Here is a 15,080-nt window from a genome sequence, read left to right on the forward strand (position 1 = left end):
CCCCCCCCCACGTGTGCGGGTGGCGCGAGGCTAGCACTGAGACGAGACTAAGATGAGACAACTTGAGATCGACACGCGGCCCGGACGCGGCAGGTGAGACCGCTGCGGACCCGGGACGGGACCATTGGCCACCGAATCTGGATGGGCAAGCCGCGAGACAGCGGCACCTGTCAGAGGAGTGAAGCCGATGGCGATCAGCAAGGGGTACCGGTTCCCCGTCTCGTTCGATGACGCGTTCCCTCAGGGCCTGGTGATGGTCGGGGAGGTCATGCCGGACAGGGAGTACCAGACGCGGCATGAGAGGGCGGCCGGTCGGCCGGTGCTTCAACGGGTGGACGAGGCGACCGGTAAGAGGCAGTGGAAGGTCACGGTCACCGATCCGCACGAGCCCAACGCCAAGCGCAAGAGCTTCGAGATCACGTTGCTGGCAGACGTTCAGCCGTTGCCGACCACGGGTGAAGTGTTGTCGGGGATGCGGCCGGTGGAGTTGGAAGGGCTGACGGCCGAGCCGCGGGTCGCGGGCAACGGGAAGTTCAAATACCAGTCGTTCGTCTTCCGGACGACCGGGTTCCGGGCGGTGAGGTGGACGGCCGGTTCGGCTCCGGCCGGGAGTAAGCCGGGCAGCGCCGACGCCAAGGCGGCGTGAGCCATGACCGATCTTCAGCAGTTGGTCGTGCAGTGGCAGGCGGCGTACCGGGCCTACACGGAGGCGCACGAGGCGAACCGGTACGTCGCTGCCGATGATCCGGCGGCTGCGGCTCGGATCGCGCCTGCCTATCGGCGGGTGGCGTGGTTGTGGCGGCAGCTCGCGGCGTTGGAGAGCACGCCGTGGTGGGCCAAGGCGGCGGCGCTGCACGCGGCCGAGACGTTCGACCACCAGGCCGACGTCAACGAGCGTATTGCGAGTGGCGACCGGGCTGTTGGCGCTCATCACGGCCAAGTGCCGGTCGAGAGCGGTGGTCAGTGATGGCGCAACCGAAGAAGCTTGATCGGTGGGCGGTGGCGATGAGCGCGACCACGTTGAAAGAGGCGCATGAGGTGCTTGGCGGCTTGGTGCCGTCACCTGATGCCGCGCCGTCGCGGTGGCGCGGGTTCTACTTGCGGTCGGCACAGGTGTACGCCCGCGTCGCCGAGGTTGATCGCGGCCATCACCACGAAGCGCTGTACTGGGCGAAGCGAGAGCGTGAGAGGAGCGAGGCGATCGCGGAGACGCCCGACTCCAGTGTCGCCGAGGACGATGGGGCTGCCTCATGACCCAAAGGGAGATGACGTCGCAGAGCCCGCGCCCGCCAAGAGCGAGGTGCTACACGGTCAAGGTGCGAGTGGTGACGTTCGACCGGTACATGCGGCTGGCCGGGGTCAGCTCGGTCGACGCGCTGGCGCAGGCGATTAGGGTCCACCGCTCGACCCTCTGCCAGGTGATGGACGGTGAGTTGGAGCCCGATGCGGCCTTCATCGCCGGCGCGTTGGTGACGTTCGCGCCTGCGAGCTTCAAGGAACTGTTCGAGATAGTCGAGGGCCTGTGACCGGACGCTGGGACGGGGGAACGCCCGGCTCAACGACGTGAGCCGGGCGTTCCGTCCGCAGGGTCGCGCAGGGTCAGGCGGTGAAGCCCTTGAAGATGGTGGTGAACTCGTACTGCGACTGGCTGATGCTGCTGCACGTCGGCGAGATGCCGCCGCCCGCGCAGCTCCCGTTGTCCCGACCCACCGACCAGAAGCCCAGCAGGCCGATCCGGTTCGTGTTGGCCCACGCCACCAACTTCCGCGCGTGAGCCTGGGTGAACACCTTGCCGTTGTAGTTGCGGCCGATCATCGGGGTCACGCCGAGCAGGCGCTTCAGCTCCGCGTCCGACTTGGCGGGCCAGATCTGCTTCATCTGCCGCAGGCTGCTCTCGGCCGCGGCGATGACGGCGTCACCCCAGTCGGACCGGGACGAGCCGAACTCCATCGTCATCGGGTTCACCAGCACGGTCAGGCCCTTGGCCGCCGCGTTCTGCAGGATCTGCACCGAGTACGGGTCCATGCCGTAGTCGTCGCCCTGCACGCGCATCGTGTAGCTGATCGACGTCCCGCGCTCGGTCTGCAGGCGCTTCAACGCCGTGTTCACCAGGTCGTGCGGGATGGACGCCTCGACGTCCACGTCCAGGTGGTTGCTGCCCACGGCGTCCAGCACCTTCTTGTACGCCGCCAGCAGCGCGTCCGCCGTGCCGCACGAGTACTCCAGGTACGGCCCGGCGGCACCACCGGTCGCCACGATCACGTCACCGCCGAGCGCCTTCAACGCCTTCACGTCGTTGACGATCCGGCTGTCGTTCAACGGGATCGTGCCGCCCCACGCCGGGTTGCAGCCGCTGCTGTCGGCGAGCGCGAAGGCGAGCGTGAACACCTTCTGGCCGGTGGCCCGGGCGACCGACTCCAGCGACGGCGTCGGCATCGTGATGTCCACGTACGGCGCGGACTTCAGGCTGCCCGGCAGCGGTGGCTGGTCGGAAGTCGAAGTGGTGGTGGTGGTAGTGGTGGTGGTGGTAGTGGTGGTGGTGGTCGAAGTCGAAGTCGACGTGGTGGTCGAAGTCGACGTCGTGGTGGTGGTGCCGCCCGTGCAGGGTTGGCCGTTCAGCTTGCAGTTGGCGGGCACGCCGGGGCCGTTCACCAGGAACCCGAACGACGTGGACGCGCCCGCCGCCAGGGTGCCGTTGTACTCGCGGTTGGTGAACGTGTGGTGCGAGCCGCTGCTGGTCAGCGCGGCGTCCCAGTACGAGCCCGGCGCGGTGCCCGCGGGCAGGTCGAACTCGACCTTCCACCCGGACAGCGCGGCCGACCCGGCCGTGACGGTGAACCTGCCCTGGTAGCCCGAACCCCACGTGGAGTCCTGGCTGAACACCGCCGTGGGCGTCGGCGCGGCGCCCGCGGGGGCGGCCAGCAGCAGGCCGGCGGTGACGATCGACGTGAGGCCGGCCGCCACGGCGGCCAGGGTCGTGCGCTTGCGGGACATCGGGCACCTACTCCCGTGCAGGGGATAACGGGGTGGGAGTGGTGTGGGAGCGCGGGGCGCGGCACGCCCCCACACCACGTTCGTGGCGGTGCCCCTGACCACTGTCGGCACCGACATGGTGACCGTAGGTGGACTGGACCACATCGTCAATGGGTCTAGACCTTTTCTGTCCCGAACGGCCGAGCGGGCGTGGTGGGAGACTGTTGCGGTGGATGCCCTCCCTTGGTCCGCCGGCGCCGCCACCGGCCTCGGCTCGCTGCCCGGAACCGACCCGCTGGAGGCCGCCAGGATCGTCCTCGGCGAACTCCCCGACCTTCCCCACCTGCCCGAACTGCCCCGACGCGGTGTCGGCGCGGACATGATCGGCCGCACCGCCGCGCTCCTGGTCGACCTGCCCGTCGAGGTCGTCCCGTCCGGCTACCGGACCAGCGCGCACCCCGGTAGGGACCACCGGCGGGCGGTGGACCTGCTGCGCCGCGACCTCGACGCGTTCGAGGAGGCGGCCGAGCCCGCGCCGCCACCGGTGGTGAAGGTGCAGGCGGCCGGGCCGTGGACGCTCACCGCGAGCGTCGAGCTGGCGCGCGGCCACCGCGTGCTCACCGACCCGGGCGCGCTGCGGGAGTTCGCCGAGTCGCTGGTCGAAGGGCTCAACGCGCACGTCGCCGAGGTCGCCGAGCGCACCGGCGCGAAGGTCGTCGTGCAGCTGGACGAGCCGGCGCTGCCCGCCGTGCTGCGGGGCCTGCTGCCGACGCCCTCCAAGCTCGGCACGGTCCCCGCCGTGCCGGAGCCGGAGGCGCGCTCCCTGCTGCACACCGTGATCGACGGCCTGGACGCGGACGTGATCGCGCACTGCTGCGCGCCGAACCCGCCCGTGGCGCTCCTGCGCCAGGCCGGCGCGCGGGCCGTCTCCTTCGACGTCACGGCCCTGGACGAGACGATGTGGGACGAGGTCGGCGAGGCGTGGGAGGACAAGGCCCAGCTGTTCCTCGGCCTCGCGCCGAGCACCGACCCGGCCGTGCCGCCGACGCTGAAGTCACTGGCCCGCCCGGCGCTGGAGCTGGTCGACCGGCTGGGCTTCCCGCGCTCGGTCCTGGCCACCCACGCGGTGCCGACGCCGACGTGCGGCCTGGCCGGCGCGAGCGGGAAGTGGGTGCGGCGGGCGCTGGCGCTGACCCGGGACCTGGGCAAGGCGTTCGCGGAGCCGCCCGAGGGCTGGTGACGGTCAGAGCTCGCTGAACGGGGCGGCGTAGCGGAACGGGCCGGTCAAATCCGGGGTGTGCGCGGTGAGGGCGCGGGCCTGGAAGTACGGCTCCCAGGCCGGGTCCGGCGGGGTGATGCCGTAGGTCGACGCCGGCACGAAGCCGAAGCGCGAGTAGTAGCGCGGGTCACCCAGCAGGATGACGACCGGCTCGTCCAACGCGTCCGCCGCGCCCAGCACGGCGTGCATCAGGGCCTTGCCGACGCCCGAACGCTGGTGCGCGGGCAGGACGCTCAACGGCCCCAGGCCCAGCGCGGGCGCGTCGCCCACCGCGCCGCGGGTGCACACGACGTGCCCGACCACCTCGCCACCCACCTCGGCGACCAGGGACAGCGCCGGGATCCACCCCGGGTCCGCCCGCAGCTCGCCGACCAGCCGCACCTCCCCGCGCGGCTGTGCCGCGAACGCGGCCTCGGTGACGTCGTGGATGGCCCGCACGTCGGCGGCGGTCTCGCGTCGGATCAGCACGGTTGCGCAGCCTAGGTCCCGACCAGGTGAACCCCCGAAGGCATTTCCGCCTCCCGCAGGAACTCCAGCAGCACGCCGCGGAACGCCCGACCGGCCGACGTGGGCGCCACGTCCGTCCGGTGCGCCAGCGCCACGGTCCGCGTGGTCGACGGGGTCAGCGGCGTGCCGTGCAGCGACCGGGCCGCGAGCACCGTGCTCGGCACGATCGCCACGCCCAGCCCGACCTCCACGAACCGCAGCACGGCGTCCATCTCGCCGCCCTCCACCGCGAACCGCGGCTCGAACCCCGCCTGCCGGCACGCCGCCAACGTCGTCTCCCGCAGGTCGTACCCGGGCCGGAACATGACCAGCGGCCGCTCGCGCAGGTCCGTCACAGGCATCCGCGGCACGCCCAGCGGGGACGCCGACGCCACCACCAGCTCCTCCCGCAGCACCGGCACGACGGTCAGCGCCCGGTCGGCGTCCGCGGGCGACACGATCACCAGCGCCAGGTCCAGCTGCCCCGCCTCCAGCGCCGCCACGAGGTCGCGCGAGCCCCCCTCGGTCACCGACACCTGGATGCCGGGGTACGCGTCGTGGTACCGCTTGATCACGTCGGCGAACAGGCTGCCGCACAGGCTGGGCGTCGCGCCCACCCGCACCCGGCCCCGCCGCAGCCCGACCAGCTCGGCCACCTCCAGCCTGGCCGTGTCCACATCGGACAGGATGCGCGCCGCCACGGGCAGCAGCGCCTCGCCCGCGGGCGTCAGCGCGACGTTGCCGCGCGCCCGGCTGAACAGCTCCGCACCCAGCTCCCGCTCCAGCGCGTGGATCTGCTTGGACAGTGAGGGCTGCGCCACACGCACCTCCTCCGCCGCCCTGGTGAAGTGCCGCGTCCGGGCCACTGCCAGGAAGTACGCGAGCTGCTGCAGCGTCATAGCCCCAGGCTATCGTCAAGCAGTTCACGATGTATTGGACGACTCGTCACCCGCGTTCCTAGCGTCGGCGACGTGGACACGATCGCGCTCTACCGCACGACCGTCGGCAAGAAGGCCGTCATGGCGGTCACCGGCGCCGTGCTGCTGCTCTACGTCGTCGTGCACATGCTCGGCAACCTCACGATCTTCTCCGGGCCCGGCGCGATCGACGGCTACGGCCGCTGGTTGCGCGAGGTCGGCGTGGTCTGGCCGACCAGGGTCGCGCTGCTGGTCTGCGTGGCGCTGCACTTCCTCGCCGCCTACCAGCTCACCGCGCGGGCCCGCCGGGCCAGGGGCCGCTACGAGCACCGCAGGCGCGTCCAGGGCGGTTACGCGGCGCGGACCATGCGGTGGGGCGGGGTGATCATCGCCCTGTTCGTGGTCTACCACCTGCTCGACCTCACCGCGGGGTGGCTCAACCCGAACGGCGTGCCCGGCGAGATCCACGCCAACGTGGTCGCCGACTTCCGGCACTGGTACGTGGTGCTGGCGTACGCGGTCGCCGTGCTGGCACTGGGCTTCCACGTCCGCCACGGCGTGTGGAGCGCCACCCGGACGCTCGGCGTCGCCACCTCGCGCGTGATCGGCCTCGGCGCGGCCGTCGTGATCTGCGCCGGTTTCCTGTCCGTCCCCTTCGCCGTTGTCACCGGATTGGTGAGCTGACATGCGCTACACCGAAGGCGCCCCGATCTCCGACCGGCGCGTCCCCACCGGGCCGATCGAGACCCGCTGGGACCGCCGCCGCTTCTCCGCCCGGCTGGTCAACCCCGCGAACCGGCGCAACCGCCGGGTCATCGTGGTGGGCACCGGCCTCGCGGGCGGCTCGGCCGCGGCGACGCTGGGCGAGCTGGGCTACCGGGTCGAGTCGTTCTGCTACCAGGACAGCCCGCGCCGCGCCCACAGCATCGCCGCGCAGGGCGGCATCAACGCGGCCAAGAATTACCGCAACGACGGCGACAGCGTGCACCGCCTGTTCTACGACACGGTCAAGGGCGGCGACTTCCGCTCGCGCGAGTCGAACGTGCACCGGCTGGCGCAGATCAGCGTCGAGATCATCGACCAGTGCGTGGCGCAGGGCGTGCCGTTCGCCCGCGAGTACGGCGGCCTGCTGGACACCAGGTCGTTCGGCGGCGCGCAGGTCTCCCGCACGTTCTACGCCCGCGGCCAGACCGGGCAGCAGCTCCTCCTGGGCGCCTACCAGGCGCTGGAACGGCAGGTCGCCGCCGGGCGCGTCGCGGTGCACCCGCGCACCGAGATGCTGGACCTGATCGTGGTGGACGGGCGGGCGCGCGGGATCGTCGTGCGCGACCTCGTCACGGGCGCGGTGTCCACGCACTTCGCGGACGCCGTCGTGCTCGCCACCGGCGGCTACGGCAACGTCTTCCACCTCTCCACGAACGCCAAGGGCTGCAACGCCACCGCGATCTGGCGGGCGCACCGGCGCGGCGCGCTGTTCGCGAACCCGTGCTTCACCCAGATCCACCCGACGTGCATCCCGATCAGCGGTGACCACCAGTCGAAGCTGACGCTGATGAGCGAGTCCCTGCGCAACGACGGCCGCGTGTGGGTGCCGCGCGACCCCCACGACACCCGTGCGCCCAACGACGTCCCCGAGGCCGACCGGGACTACTTCCTGGAGCGCATGTACCCGAGCTTCGGCAACCTGGTGCCCCGCGACATCGCCTCCCGCGCGGCGAAGAACATCTCCGACGAGAAGCGGGGCGTGTACCTGGACTTCGCCGACGCCGTCGCCCGCCTCGGCGCGCCCGCCGTCGAGCAGCGCTACGGCAACCTGTTCGAGATGTACCAGCGCATCACCGGCGACGACCCGTACCGGACGCCGATGCGCATCTACCCGGCCGTGCACTACACGATGGGCGGGCTGTGGGTCGACTACGACCTGCGCTCCACCATCCCCGGCCTGTACGTGATCGGCGAGGCGAACTTCTCCGACCACGGCGCGAACCGGCTGGGCGCGTCGGCGTTGATGCAGGGCCTGGCGGACGGTTACTTCGTGCTGCCCGGCGTGATCGGGGACTACCTGGCCGACGCGCCGTTCGACCCGGTGGACGAGGGCCACCCCGCCGTCGCCGACACGGTGTCGGAGGTGCGCGGCCGGGTGAAGACGCTGCTGGCCGTGGCCGGTGACCGCACGGTCGAGTCGTTCCACCGGGAGCTGGGCCGGCTGATGTGGGACGAGTGCGGCATGGAGCGCGACGAGGCCGGGCTGCGCGAGGCGCTGGAGCGCATCCCGGCGCTGCGGGAGGAGTTCTGGCAGCGGGTCAGGGTGCCCGGCGACGGGGCGCGGCTGAACCAGGAGCTGGAGAAGGCGGGCCGGGTCGCCGACTTCCTGGAGCTGGCGGAGCTGATGTGCGTGGACGCCCTGCACCGCGCCGAGTCGTGCGGCGGCCACTTCCGGTCGGAGAGCCGGACCCCGGACGGCGAGGCGTTGCGGGACGACGCGAACTACTCCTACGTGGCCGCGTGGGAGTACACGGGCGTGGGCCGACCGCCCGTGCTGCACAAGGAAGAACTGGTCTTCGAGCACGTCACCCCGAGCACCCGGAGCTACTCGTGAAACTGACCCTGCGGATCTGGCGGCAGAGCGGCGCGACCGGGCGGTTGGTGGAGTACCCGGTGGACGGCCTGTCGCCCGACATGTCGTTCCTGGAGGCGCTCGACGTGCTCAACGAACGCCTGATCACCGACGGGCGGGAGCCGGTCGCGTTCGACCACGACTGCCGCGAGGGCATCTGCGGCGCGTGCGGGGTGGTGATCAACGGGGTGGCGCACGGGCCGGAGCGGGCGACCACGGCGTGCCAGCTGCACCTGCGGCACTTCCGCGACGGCGACGTGCTGACCGTGGAGCCGTGGCGGGCCGAGCCGTTCCCCGTGGTGCGGGACCTGGTGGTGGACCGGTCGGCGCTCGACCGGATCGTGGCGGCGGGCGGGTACGTGAGCGTGCCGACGGGGTCCGCTCCGGACGCGCACGCGATCCCCGTGCCCAAGCCCGACGCGGACACGGCGTTCGAGGCGGCGGCGTGCATCGGCTGCGGGGCGTGCGTGGCGGCGTGCCCGAACGGGTCGGCCATGCTGTTCACGGCGGCCAAGGCCACGCACCTGGGCGTGCTGCCGCAAGGGCAGCCGGAGCGGTACTCGCGGGCGCGGGACATGGTCGCCGAGCACGACGCGTCGGGCTTCGGCGGCTGCACGAACACCGGCGAGTGCACGGCGGTGTGCCCCAAGGGCATCCCGTTGACGACCATCGCCCGCTTGAACGCCGACCTGCTGCGCGCCCACACCACCCGCGGCGACAGGTAGCCGCGCCCGCCGCGAGACCCGGCGCGGTGGCGTGCCGCCGTAGTTCAATGGGGCCATGAGCTGGTTCCGCCGCCGCACCGGGCCCGAGCCCGTGCCCGTCCACCTGCCCAACCCGGCCGAGGCCGCGGCCGCGTTCTGGCAGGCGTGGTTCGAGCTGCTGCCGGAGGTCAGCGCGGCGCTGGGCGACGGCGAACCGCACCGGGTCGAGGGCGCGCTGGGCGCGCTGGTCGCGGCCGTGCACCCCGACCTGGAGTTCTCCCTCGAACGCGGGCACCGCGCGATCTACGCCCTGGTCGTCACCAGCCGGGAGGACCCGAGGCTGCGGCCCTACACCGACGCCTGGATCGGGGCCGCGCCGCCGGAGGACGTGATCTGGGAGTACCACGACTCGGTGCCGCCCGTGCCGGACCCGACGCTGGTCACCGTCAACCTCGGGGCCCGGCGCATCGGGCTGGCCGACGTGCGCGTGGTCGCCCGGGTCTCGGACGGCCTGGTGGACGTCGCCGTCTACCACCCCGCGTTCGCCGAACTGGATGACGCGGCCCGGCAGACCATGACGTTCCTGCCCCTGGACGTCACGCTCGGTGAGCGCCTGGCCGGTGAACGGCTCGGTCGGGTGGAGACGGCGTCCGCCGAGCCGGAGGGCGCGATCGGCCTGCTGGAGCTGCGCGACCTGGTTCGCGGGATGGCGGGGGAGCCCTCCTGAGAATGTCGGACCCCCTGGTTACGCTCATGCCGTGACCAGCGAAGACCCGTTGAACCCGGCCCAGGTCCCCGCCGAGGGCGTCGAGGACGTGCCCGCCGACGTGCGCGAGCGGCACGGCGCGCTGGCCGAGGAGGTGCGCGGGCACCAGTTCCGCTACTACGTGCTCGACTCGCCGACGATCAGTGACGGCGAGTTCGACGCGTTGCTGCGGGAGCTGGAGGCGCTGGAGCGGGAGCACCCGGGGCTCGCCACGCCCGACTCGCCGACCCAGCGCGTCGGCGGCACGTTCTCGACCGAGTTCACGGCGGTCGACCACCTGGAGCGGATGCTCAGCCTCGACAACGCCTTCTCGACCGAGGAGCTGGAGGCGTGGTTCGAGCGGGTGCGCAAGGAGATCGGGCCCGACGAGCACTTCCTGTGCGAGCTGAAGATCGACGGCCTGGCGGTCAACCTCCTCTACGAGCACGGGCGGCTGGTCCGGGCGCTGACCCGCGGTGACGGGCGGACCGGCGAGGACGTCACGCTCAACGTGCGGACGCTGCGGGACGTGCCGGAGGTGCTGACGGGCACCGCCGAGCACCCGGTGCCCGCGCTGGTCGAGGTGCGCGGCGAGGTGTTCTTCGCGGTCGAGGACTTCCTGGAGCTGAACGCGCGGCTGGTGGAGGCGGGCAAGCCGCCGTTCGCCAACCCGCGCAACACCGCCGCCGGGTCGTTGCGGCAGAAGGACCCGAAGGTGACGGCGTCGCGCCGGCTGCGGCTGATCTGCCACGGCCTGGGCAAGCGCGAGGGCTTCGAGCTGAGCCGGCAGTCCGGGGCGTACGAGGCGCTGCGCGCGTGGGGGCTGCCGGTGTCGCCGCACACGAGGGTGCTGACGACGTTCGACGAGATCGCCGGGCACGTCGCGTACTGGGGCGAGCACCGGCACGACGCCGTGCACGAGATCGACGGCGTGGTGGTCAAGGTGGACGAGGTGGCGCTGCAACGGCGGCTGGGCAGCACGTCCCGCGCGCCGCGGTGGGCGATCGCGTTCAAGTACCCGCCGGAGGAGGCGACGACCACCCTGCTGGACATCAAGGTGCAGGTCGGCCGCACGGGCCGGGTGACGCCGTTCGCGGTGATGGAGCCGGTGAAGGTGGCCGGTTCCACGGTGGCCCGCGCCACGCTGCACAACGCGAGCGAGGTGCGGCGCAAGGGCGTGCTGATCGGCGACCGCATCGTGATCCGCAAGGCCGGTGACGTGATCCCCGAGGTGCTCGGGCCGGTCGTCGACGCCCGCCCGGCCGACGCGCGCGAGTTCGAGATGCCGCTGACGTGCCCCGAGTGCGGCCACGCGCTGCGCCCGATGAAGGAGGGGGACGTGGACATCCGCTGCCCCAACGCGGCGGGGTGTCCGGGTCAGCTGCGCGAGCGGCTGGCCTACCTCGCGTCGAGGGCGGCGCTGGACGTCGAGGTGCTGGGGTTCGAGGCGGCGGCGGCCCTGGTCGAGTCGCCGGTGTACGGCGACGAGGGCGACCTGTTCTCGCTCGGCGCGGACGAGCTGCTGGGGATCGAGCTGTTCCGCACCAAGGACGGCGAGCTGACCGCGAACGCGGTGAAGCTGCTGGACAACCTGGAGGCGGCCAAGGAGCGTCCACTGTGGAGGGTGCTGGTCGCCCTGTCCATCCGGCACGTGGGCCCGACGGCAGCGCGGGCGCTGGCGCGCGAGTTCGGCTCGCTGGAGCGGATCACCGGTGCCACGGAGGAGGAGCTGGCCGCCGCCGAGGGGGTCGGTCCGACCATCGCCGCGGCCGTGCGGGAGTGGGTGGGGACGCCGTGGCGGCAGGCGATCGTGGCGAAGTGGCGGGCCGCCGGCGTCCGCACGGCGGAGGAGCGGGACACCTCGGTGCCGCGCAACCTGGAGGGGTTGTCGATCGTGGTGACCGGCTCGCTGGAGACGTTCTCGCGGGACGAGGCGAAGGAGGCGATCCTGTCGCGCGGTGGCAAGGCGGTGGGTGCGGTGTCGAAGAAGACGGCGTTCGTGGTGGTGGGGGAGTCGCCGGGGTCGAAGGCGGACAAGGCCGTGCAGCTGAAGGTCCCGGTGCTCGACGAGGCGGGCTTCCGGGTCCTGCTGGCCGAGGGCCCGGAAGCCGCCGCCGCGGTCGCCACCGTCGCCGAACCCCCGGAGGCCGATCCGGAGGCCGAGCCGGGGGTGGCCGATTCGGGCGTGGCCGATTCGGAGGTGGCCGATTCGGGGGCGACGGACTCGGGCGTGGCCGACTCGGGTGCGGGCGAGCCGGGAGTGGGCGAGCCGGCTACCGGCGCGTGAGGGGAGGCGTCACCGCGCGGAGGTGACGTGCGGGAAGCGCGCCACCCACCGCTTCTGCCACGGCGTCTCCACCGCGCGCCGGTGGTAGTGGGTCCGCGTCCAGGCCACGGCCTCGCCCGCCGGTACGCCCGCCAGCACCGCCAGGCACGCGATCACCGTGCCGGTGCGGCCGATCCCGCCACCGCACGCGACCTCCACCCGCTCCCCGGCCAGCGCCCGGGCGTGCAGGTCCCGGATCAGCGGCACGGCGACCTCCGGCGACCGGGGCAACCGGAAGTCCGGCCAGTCGACCCACTCGTGCGGCCACGACGGGGCGTCCGGACGGGCCATCACGGCGCGTCGCATCTTCGGTGAACCGAGGTACAGCGCGTAGTCGGGCGTGCCCTCGGGCGTGGGGTTGCGCCACCCGCGACCGCGGACGAGCGCGCCGTCGGGCAGTTCGATGGCACCGGGCAACGTCATGACCCCATCATCGCGCAGCCGCGTGGACGACAATCGGGGACCGTGCCGACGTGGAGGGGGAACCAGATGGCCGACCTCGTGGTCAGGGTCGTTCGGGAAGAGGAGCTGGCGGTGGCGGGCGAGATCACGGTGGCCGCCTACCGGGCCGACCGCCACATCGACAGCCACACCGGCGGGTACGCCGACACCCTGGTCGACGCCCGCACCCGGGCCCGGGAGGCGGAGCTGCTGGTGGCCGTGGACGCCGAGAACACCGTGCTCGGCACCGTCACGGTGGTGCGGCCCGGCACCCCGTACGCCGAGGTCAGCCGGGACGGCGAGGTGGAGTTCCGGATGCTCGCGGTCAGCCCGTCGGCACGCGGGCGCGGCGTCGGCGAGGCGCTGGTGCGGGCGGTGATCGCCCGGGCGCGGGAACTGGGCGCGCGGCGGCTGGTGATGAGCAGCTCCGAGCACATGACCACCGCGCACCGGCTCTACCGGCGGCTGGGCTTCCGGCGGCTGCCCGAGCGCGACTGGCAGCCGGTGCCGGGGGTGGACGTGACCGCGCTCGGGTTCAGCCTCGAACTCGCATGATCTCGTCGCGCAGCGACCGGTCCCGCGCGGCCCGGTCGTAGAGCAGCTCCACCAGCGTCGCGTGGTCCAGCTCGGCGAGGCGGACGCGCAGCTCCTCGTCCTCCGCGTCCGGCGGCGGCACGGTCAGGCCCCGCTCCAGCAGCACCAGGCCGACCGCCACGCAGTGCTTGCAGAAGAAGCCCTGCGAGCCGTACGGGCACGTGCACGCGCCCGCGAGGCGGGTGTCGAGCCACTCCAACGTCACCCGGTACTCCGCCGCGCCCACGACGACGCCCTCGACGTGCCGCGAGCGCACGGCCAGCTCCACCACGGAGTCCCGGTAGGTCAGCCCGCGCCAGTACGACTTCGCGCCCGCGTGGTGGCGCAGCAGGGCTGGGGTCAGCGTCGGCATGGCGGTATCCAACACCGTGTGGTTCGGTGGGTCGCGTGCTCCAGGCTTGTCTGAACGGCGCCCGCGAGCCGGGCGGCCACCCCGGTGTCCCGATCACCCCGCAGCAGTTGGCGGCCGAGGCCGCGGCGTGCGCCGAGCTGGGCGTGACGTCGTTCCACCTGCACCCGCGCGACGTGGTCGGCCTGGAGGTGCTGGCGGGCCCGGAGGTGGCGACGGCGGTGTCCGTGGTGCGGGCCGCGGTGCCGGGCGCGGGGATCGGCGTGACGACCGGCGCGTGGATCGTGCCGGACCCGGTGCGGCGGGCGGAGCTGGTGCGCGGGTGGGCGGGGCTGGCGGCCGGTCGGCCGGACTTCGCGTCGGTCAACGTCCACGAGGACGGGTGGCTCGGCGTGGCCGCGGCGGCGCGCGAGGCCGGTGTCGGCGTCGAGCTGGGGGTGTTCCACGCGGAGGCGGCGCGGGTGCTGCTGGACGCCGGCGTGCCCGAGGGGACCGTGCGGGTGCTGGCGGAGGTGCGGCCGGGGGAGACCGTGCGCGAGGCGGAGCGGCTGCTGGAGCTGCTCGCTCCGCTCGGGGTGCCGGTGCTGCTGCACGGCGAGGACGACAGCGCCTGGCCGGTGCTGGACCTCGCCGTGGCGCGCGGGCTCGACACGCGGATCGGCCTTGAGGACACGCTCACCACCCGTGACGGCCTGGTCGCCGTCGACAACGCGCAGCTCGTGCGGTTGGCGGGGGCGGGGGCGGGGAAAAGCGCTGGTAGCTAGGGCGTGGCGCGTGGTTCGGTGAGCCATGGTGACTACCGACCGGCTCATCGCCTTCGCGGCGGTGTCGTTGCTGTTGATCGTGATCCCCGGGCCGAGCGTGCTGTTCGTGGTCGGCCGGGCGCTGGCGCAGGGCCGCCGTGCCGCGTTGGTCACGGTGCTGGGGAACACGTTGGGCGCGTACGCGCTCGTGGTCGCCGTGGCGTTCGGCGTCGGGGCGGTCGTGGAGCGTTCGGCGGTGGTGTTCACGGCGTTGAAGCTCGTGGGTGCCGCGTACCTGGTGTACCTGGGGGTGAAGGCGGTGCGGCAGCGGGGGGCGTTGCCCGCGGCGTTCGCCGGGGGTGGTGCGGCGCGCGGTGGGCTGCGGACGTTGTGGGAGGGGTTCGCGGTCGGGGTGGCGAACCCGAAGACGATCGTGTTCTTCGCCGCCGTGCTGCCGCAGTTCGTGGACCGGGCGCAGGGCGGCGTGGCGGTCCAGATGCTCCTGCTCGGGCTGGTGTTCAACCTCATCGCCGTCACGTGCGACAGCGCGTGGGGCCTCGCCGCCGCCACCGCGCGCGACTGGTTCGCCCGCTCCCCGCGCCGCCTGGCCCTGGTGGGCGGCGCGGGCGGCCTGGCCATGATCGGCCTGGGCGTCACCGTCGCCACCACCACCCGCACCCCCTGACCCGCGAGAGTCCTACCTCCAGCCCGCGAGAGTCCTACATTCAGAGCGCGAGAGTCCTACGTCCAGGACCCGTGAGTTCAACGCTCGACCACCCCTCGGCCGGCGTGAGCGTTGAACTCGGGGTGCCTGAACGTAGGGGCGTTATTCAGAAGTGTCACCAGCCGAGGCGGTAGTGCTCGAGGCTGGTGACGATGCGGATGACGGTCGGGAGTTCGCTGAGG

18 protein-coding genes are annotated in these 15,080 nt (G+C 72.7%); 13 read left to right on the forward strand and 5 right to left on the reverse strand.

The features are described from left to right. Positions 1–187: 187 nt before the first annotated feature. From ACIGNX_RS23975 to ACIGNX_RS23990, 4 genes are all read left to right on the forward strand, one after another. Positions 188–646: a hypothetical protein gene (locus ACIGNX_RS23975; protein ID WP_396542918.1), complete on the forward strand. Its 459-nt coding sequence runs from the start codon at positions 188–190 to the stop codon at positions 644–646. 3 nt (positions 647–649) lie between these two features. Beyond that, positions 650–967 (forward strand): hypothetical protein, encoded by a 318-nt coding sequence (locus ACIGNX_RS23980; protein ID WP_396542919.1) that lies wholly within the window; start codon positions 650–652, stop codon positions 965–967. Then, positions 967–1,254: an AMED_5909 family protein gene (locus ACIGNX_RS23985; RefSeq protein WP_396542920.1), complete on the forward strand. Its 288-nt coding sequence runs from the start codon at positions 967–969 to the stop codon at positions 1,252–1,254. The genes ACIGNX_RS23980 and ACIGNX_RS23985 overlap by 1 nt, the downstream gene beginning before the upstream one ends. Positions 1,255–1,325: 71 nt before the next feature. Continuing rightward, positions 1,326–1,526 (forward strand): transcriptional regulator, encoded by a 201-nt coding sequence (locus ACIGNX_RS23990; RefSeq protein WP_396542921.1) that lies wholly within the window; start codon positions 1,326–1,328, stop codon positions 1,524–1,526. A gap of 73 nt (positions 1,527–1,599) precedes the next feature. On the opposite strand, the gene ACIGNX_RS23995 is transcribed toward ACIGNX_RS23990, so the two are convergent. Continuing rightward, entirely contained in the window at positions 1,600–2,994 is a 1,395-nt protein-coding gene (locus ACIGNX_RS23995; RefSeq protein WP_396542922.1) for a cellulose binding domain-containing protein, read from the reverse strand. A gap of 208 nt (positions 2,995–3,202) precedes the next feature. Here ACIGNX_RS23995 and ACIGNX_RS24000 point away from each other — a divergent pair, with 208 nt between their 5' ends. Next, positions 3,203–4,213 carry a methionine synthase gene (locus tag ACIGNX_RS24000; protein WP_396542923.1) on the forward strand — a complete coding sequence of 337 codons (1,011 nt, stop codon included), beginning with the start codon at positions 3,203–3,205 and terminating at the stop codon, positions 4,211–4,213. A 3-nt stretch (positions 4,214–4,216) separates the two neighbouring features. Here ACIGNX_RS24000 and ACIGNX_RS24005 read toward each other — a convergent pair whose 3' ends face one another. Further along, complete coding sequence (locus ACIGNX_RS24005) at positions 4,217–4,720, reverse strand: GNAT family N-acetyltransferase (RefSeq protein ID WP_396542924.1); 504 nt, start codon at positions 4,718–4,720, stop codon at positions 4,217–4,219. Positions 4,721–4,731: 11 nt separating this feature from the next. After that, positions 4,732–5,637 (reverse strand): LysR family transcriptional regulator, encoded by a 906-nt coding sequence (locus tag ACIGNX_RS24010; protein WP_396542925.1) that lies wholly within the window; start codon positions 5,635–5,637, stop codon positions 4,732–4,734. Between the two features lie 72 nt (positions 5,638–5,709). On the opposite strand from ACIGNX_RS24010, the gene ACIGNX_RS24015 reads away from it, so the two are divergent. Genes ACIGNX_RS24015 through ligA form a run of 5 tightly spaced genes read left to right on the forward strand, consistent with a single transcriptional unit; the run spans position 5,710 to position 12,008 of the window. Next, entirely contained in the window at positions 5,710–6,339 is a 630-nt protein-coding gene (locus tag ACIGNX_RS24015) for a succinate dehydrogenase cytochrome b subunit (RefSeq protein WP_396542926.1), read from the forward strand. 1 nt (position 6,340) lies between these two features. Beyond that, positions 6,341–8,254 carry a fumarate reductase/succinate dehydrogenase flavoprotein subunit gene (locus ACIGNX_RS24020; RefSeq protein WP_396542927.1) on the forward strand — a complete coding sequence of 638 codons (1,914 nt, stop codon included), beginning with the start codon at positions 6,341–6,343 and terminating at the stop codon, positions 8,252–8,254. Continuing rightward, positions 8,251–8,997: a succinate dehydrogenase/fumarate reductase iron-sulfur subunit gene (locus ACIGNX_RS24025; protein ID WP_396542928.1), complete on the forward strand. Its 747-nt coding sequence runs from the start codon at positions 8,251–8,253 to the stop codon at positions 8,995–8,997. The genes ACIGNX_RS24020 and ACIGNX_RS24025 overlap by 4 nt, the downstream gene beginning before the upstream one ends. A 55-nt stretch (positions 8,998–9,052) precedes the next feature. Beyond that, entirely contained in the window at positions 9,053–9,703 is a 651-nt protein-coding gene (locus ACIGNX_RS24030; protein WP_396542929.1) for a hypothetical protein, read from the forward strand. Between the two features lie 31 nt (positions 9,704–9,734). Then, positions 9,735–12,008: an NAD-dependent DNA ligase LigA gene (gene ligA / locus ACIGNX_RS24035; RefSeq protein ID WP_396542930.1), complete on the forward strand. Its 2,274-nt coding sequence runs from the start codon at positions 9,735–9,737 to the stop codon at positions 12,006–12,008. A gap of 9 nt (positions 12,009–12,017) precedes the next feature. On the opposite strand, the gene ACIGNX_RS24040 is transcribed toward ligA, so the two are convergent. Next, entirely contained in the window at positions 12,018–12,470 is a 453-nt protein-coding gene (locus ACIGNX_RS24040; protein WP_396542931.1) for a protein-tyrosine phosphatase family protein, read from the reverse strand. A 66-nt stretch (positions 12,471–12,536) separates the two neighbouring features. Between ACIGNX_RS24040 and ACIGNX_RS24045 the strand changes: the two genes are divergently transcribed. Then, on the forward strand, positions 12,537–13,043 hold the full coding sequence (locus ACIGNX_RS24045) for a GNAT family N-acetyltransferase (RefSeq protein WP_396542932.1): 507 nt from the start codon (positions 12,537–12,539) through the stop codon (positions 13,041–13,043). On the opposite strand, the gene ACIGNX_RS24050 is transcribed toward ACIGNX_RS24045, so the two are convergent. After that, positions 13,024–13,434 carry an SWIM zinc finger domain-containing protein gene (locus ACIGNX_RS24050; RefSeq protein WP_396542933.1) on the reverse strand — a complete coding sequence of 137 codons (411 nt, stop codon included), beginning with the start codon at positions 13,432–13,434 and terminating at the stop codon, positions 13,024–13,026. The two genes, ACIGNX_RS24045 and ACIGNX_RS24050, sit on opposite strands and share 20 nt — an antisense overlap. Before the next feature lie 26 nt (positions 13,435–13,460). Between ACIGNX_RS24050 and ACIGNX_RS24055 the strand changes: the two genes are divergently transcribed. Both ACIGNX_RS24055 and ACIGNX_RS24060 read left to right on the forward strand, forming a co-directional pair. Further along, positions 13,461–14,195, forward strand: coding sequence for a 3-keto-5-aminohexanoate cleavage protein (locus ACIGNX_RS24055; RefSeq protein ID WP_396542934.1), 735 nt, complete (start codon positions 13,461–13,463; stop codon positions 14,193–14,195). A 25-nt stretch (positions 14,196–14,220) separates the two neighbouring features. Next, positions 14,221–14,859 carry a LysE family translocator gene (locus tag ACIGNX_RS24060; RefSeq protein WP_396542935.1) on the forward strand — a complete coding sequence of 213 codons (639 nt, stop codon included), beginning with the start codon at positions 14,221–14,223 and terminating at the stop codon, positions 14,857–14,859. Positions 14,860–15,080: the final 221 nt, after the last annotated feature.

Source organism: Actinosynnema sp. NPDC053489 (assembly GCF_044544865.1).
In the GTDB taxonomy this organism is placed as follows: Bacteria; Actinomycetota; Actinomycetes; order Mycobacteriales; family Pseudonocardiaceae; genus Actinosynnema.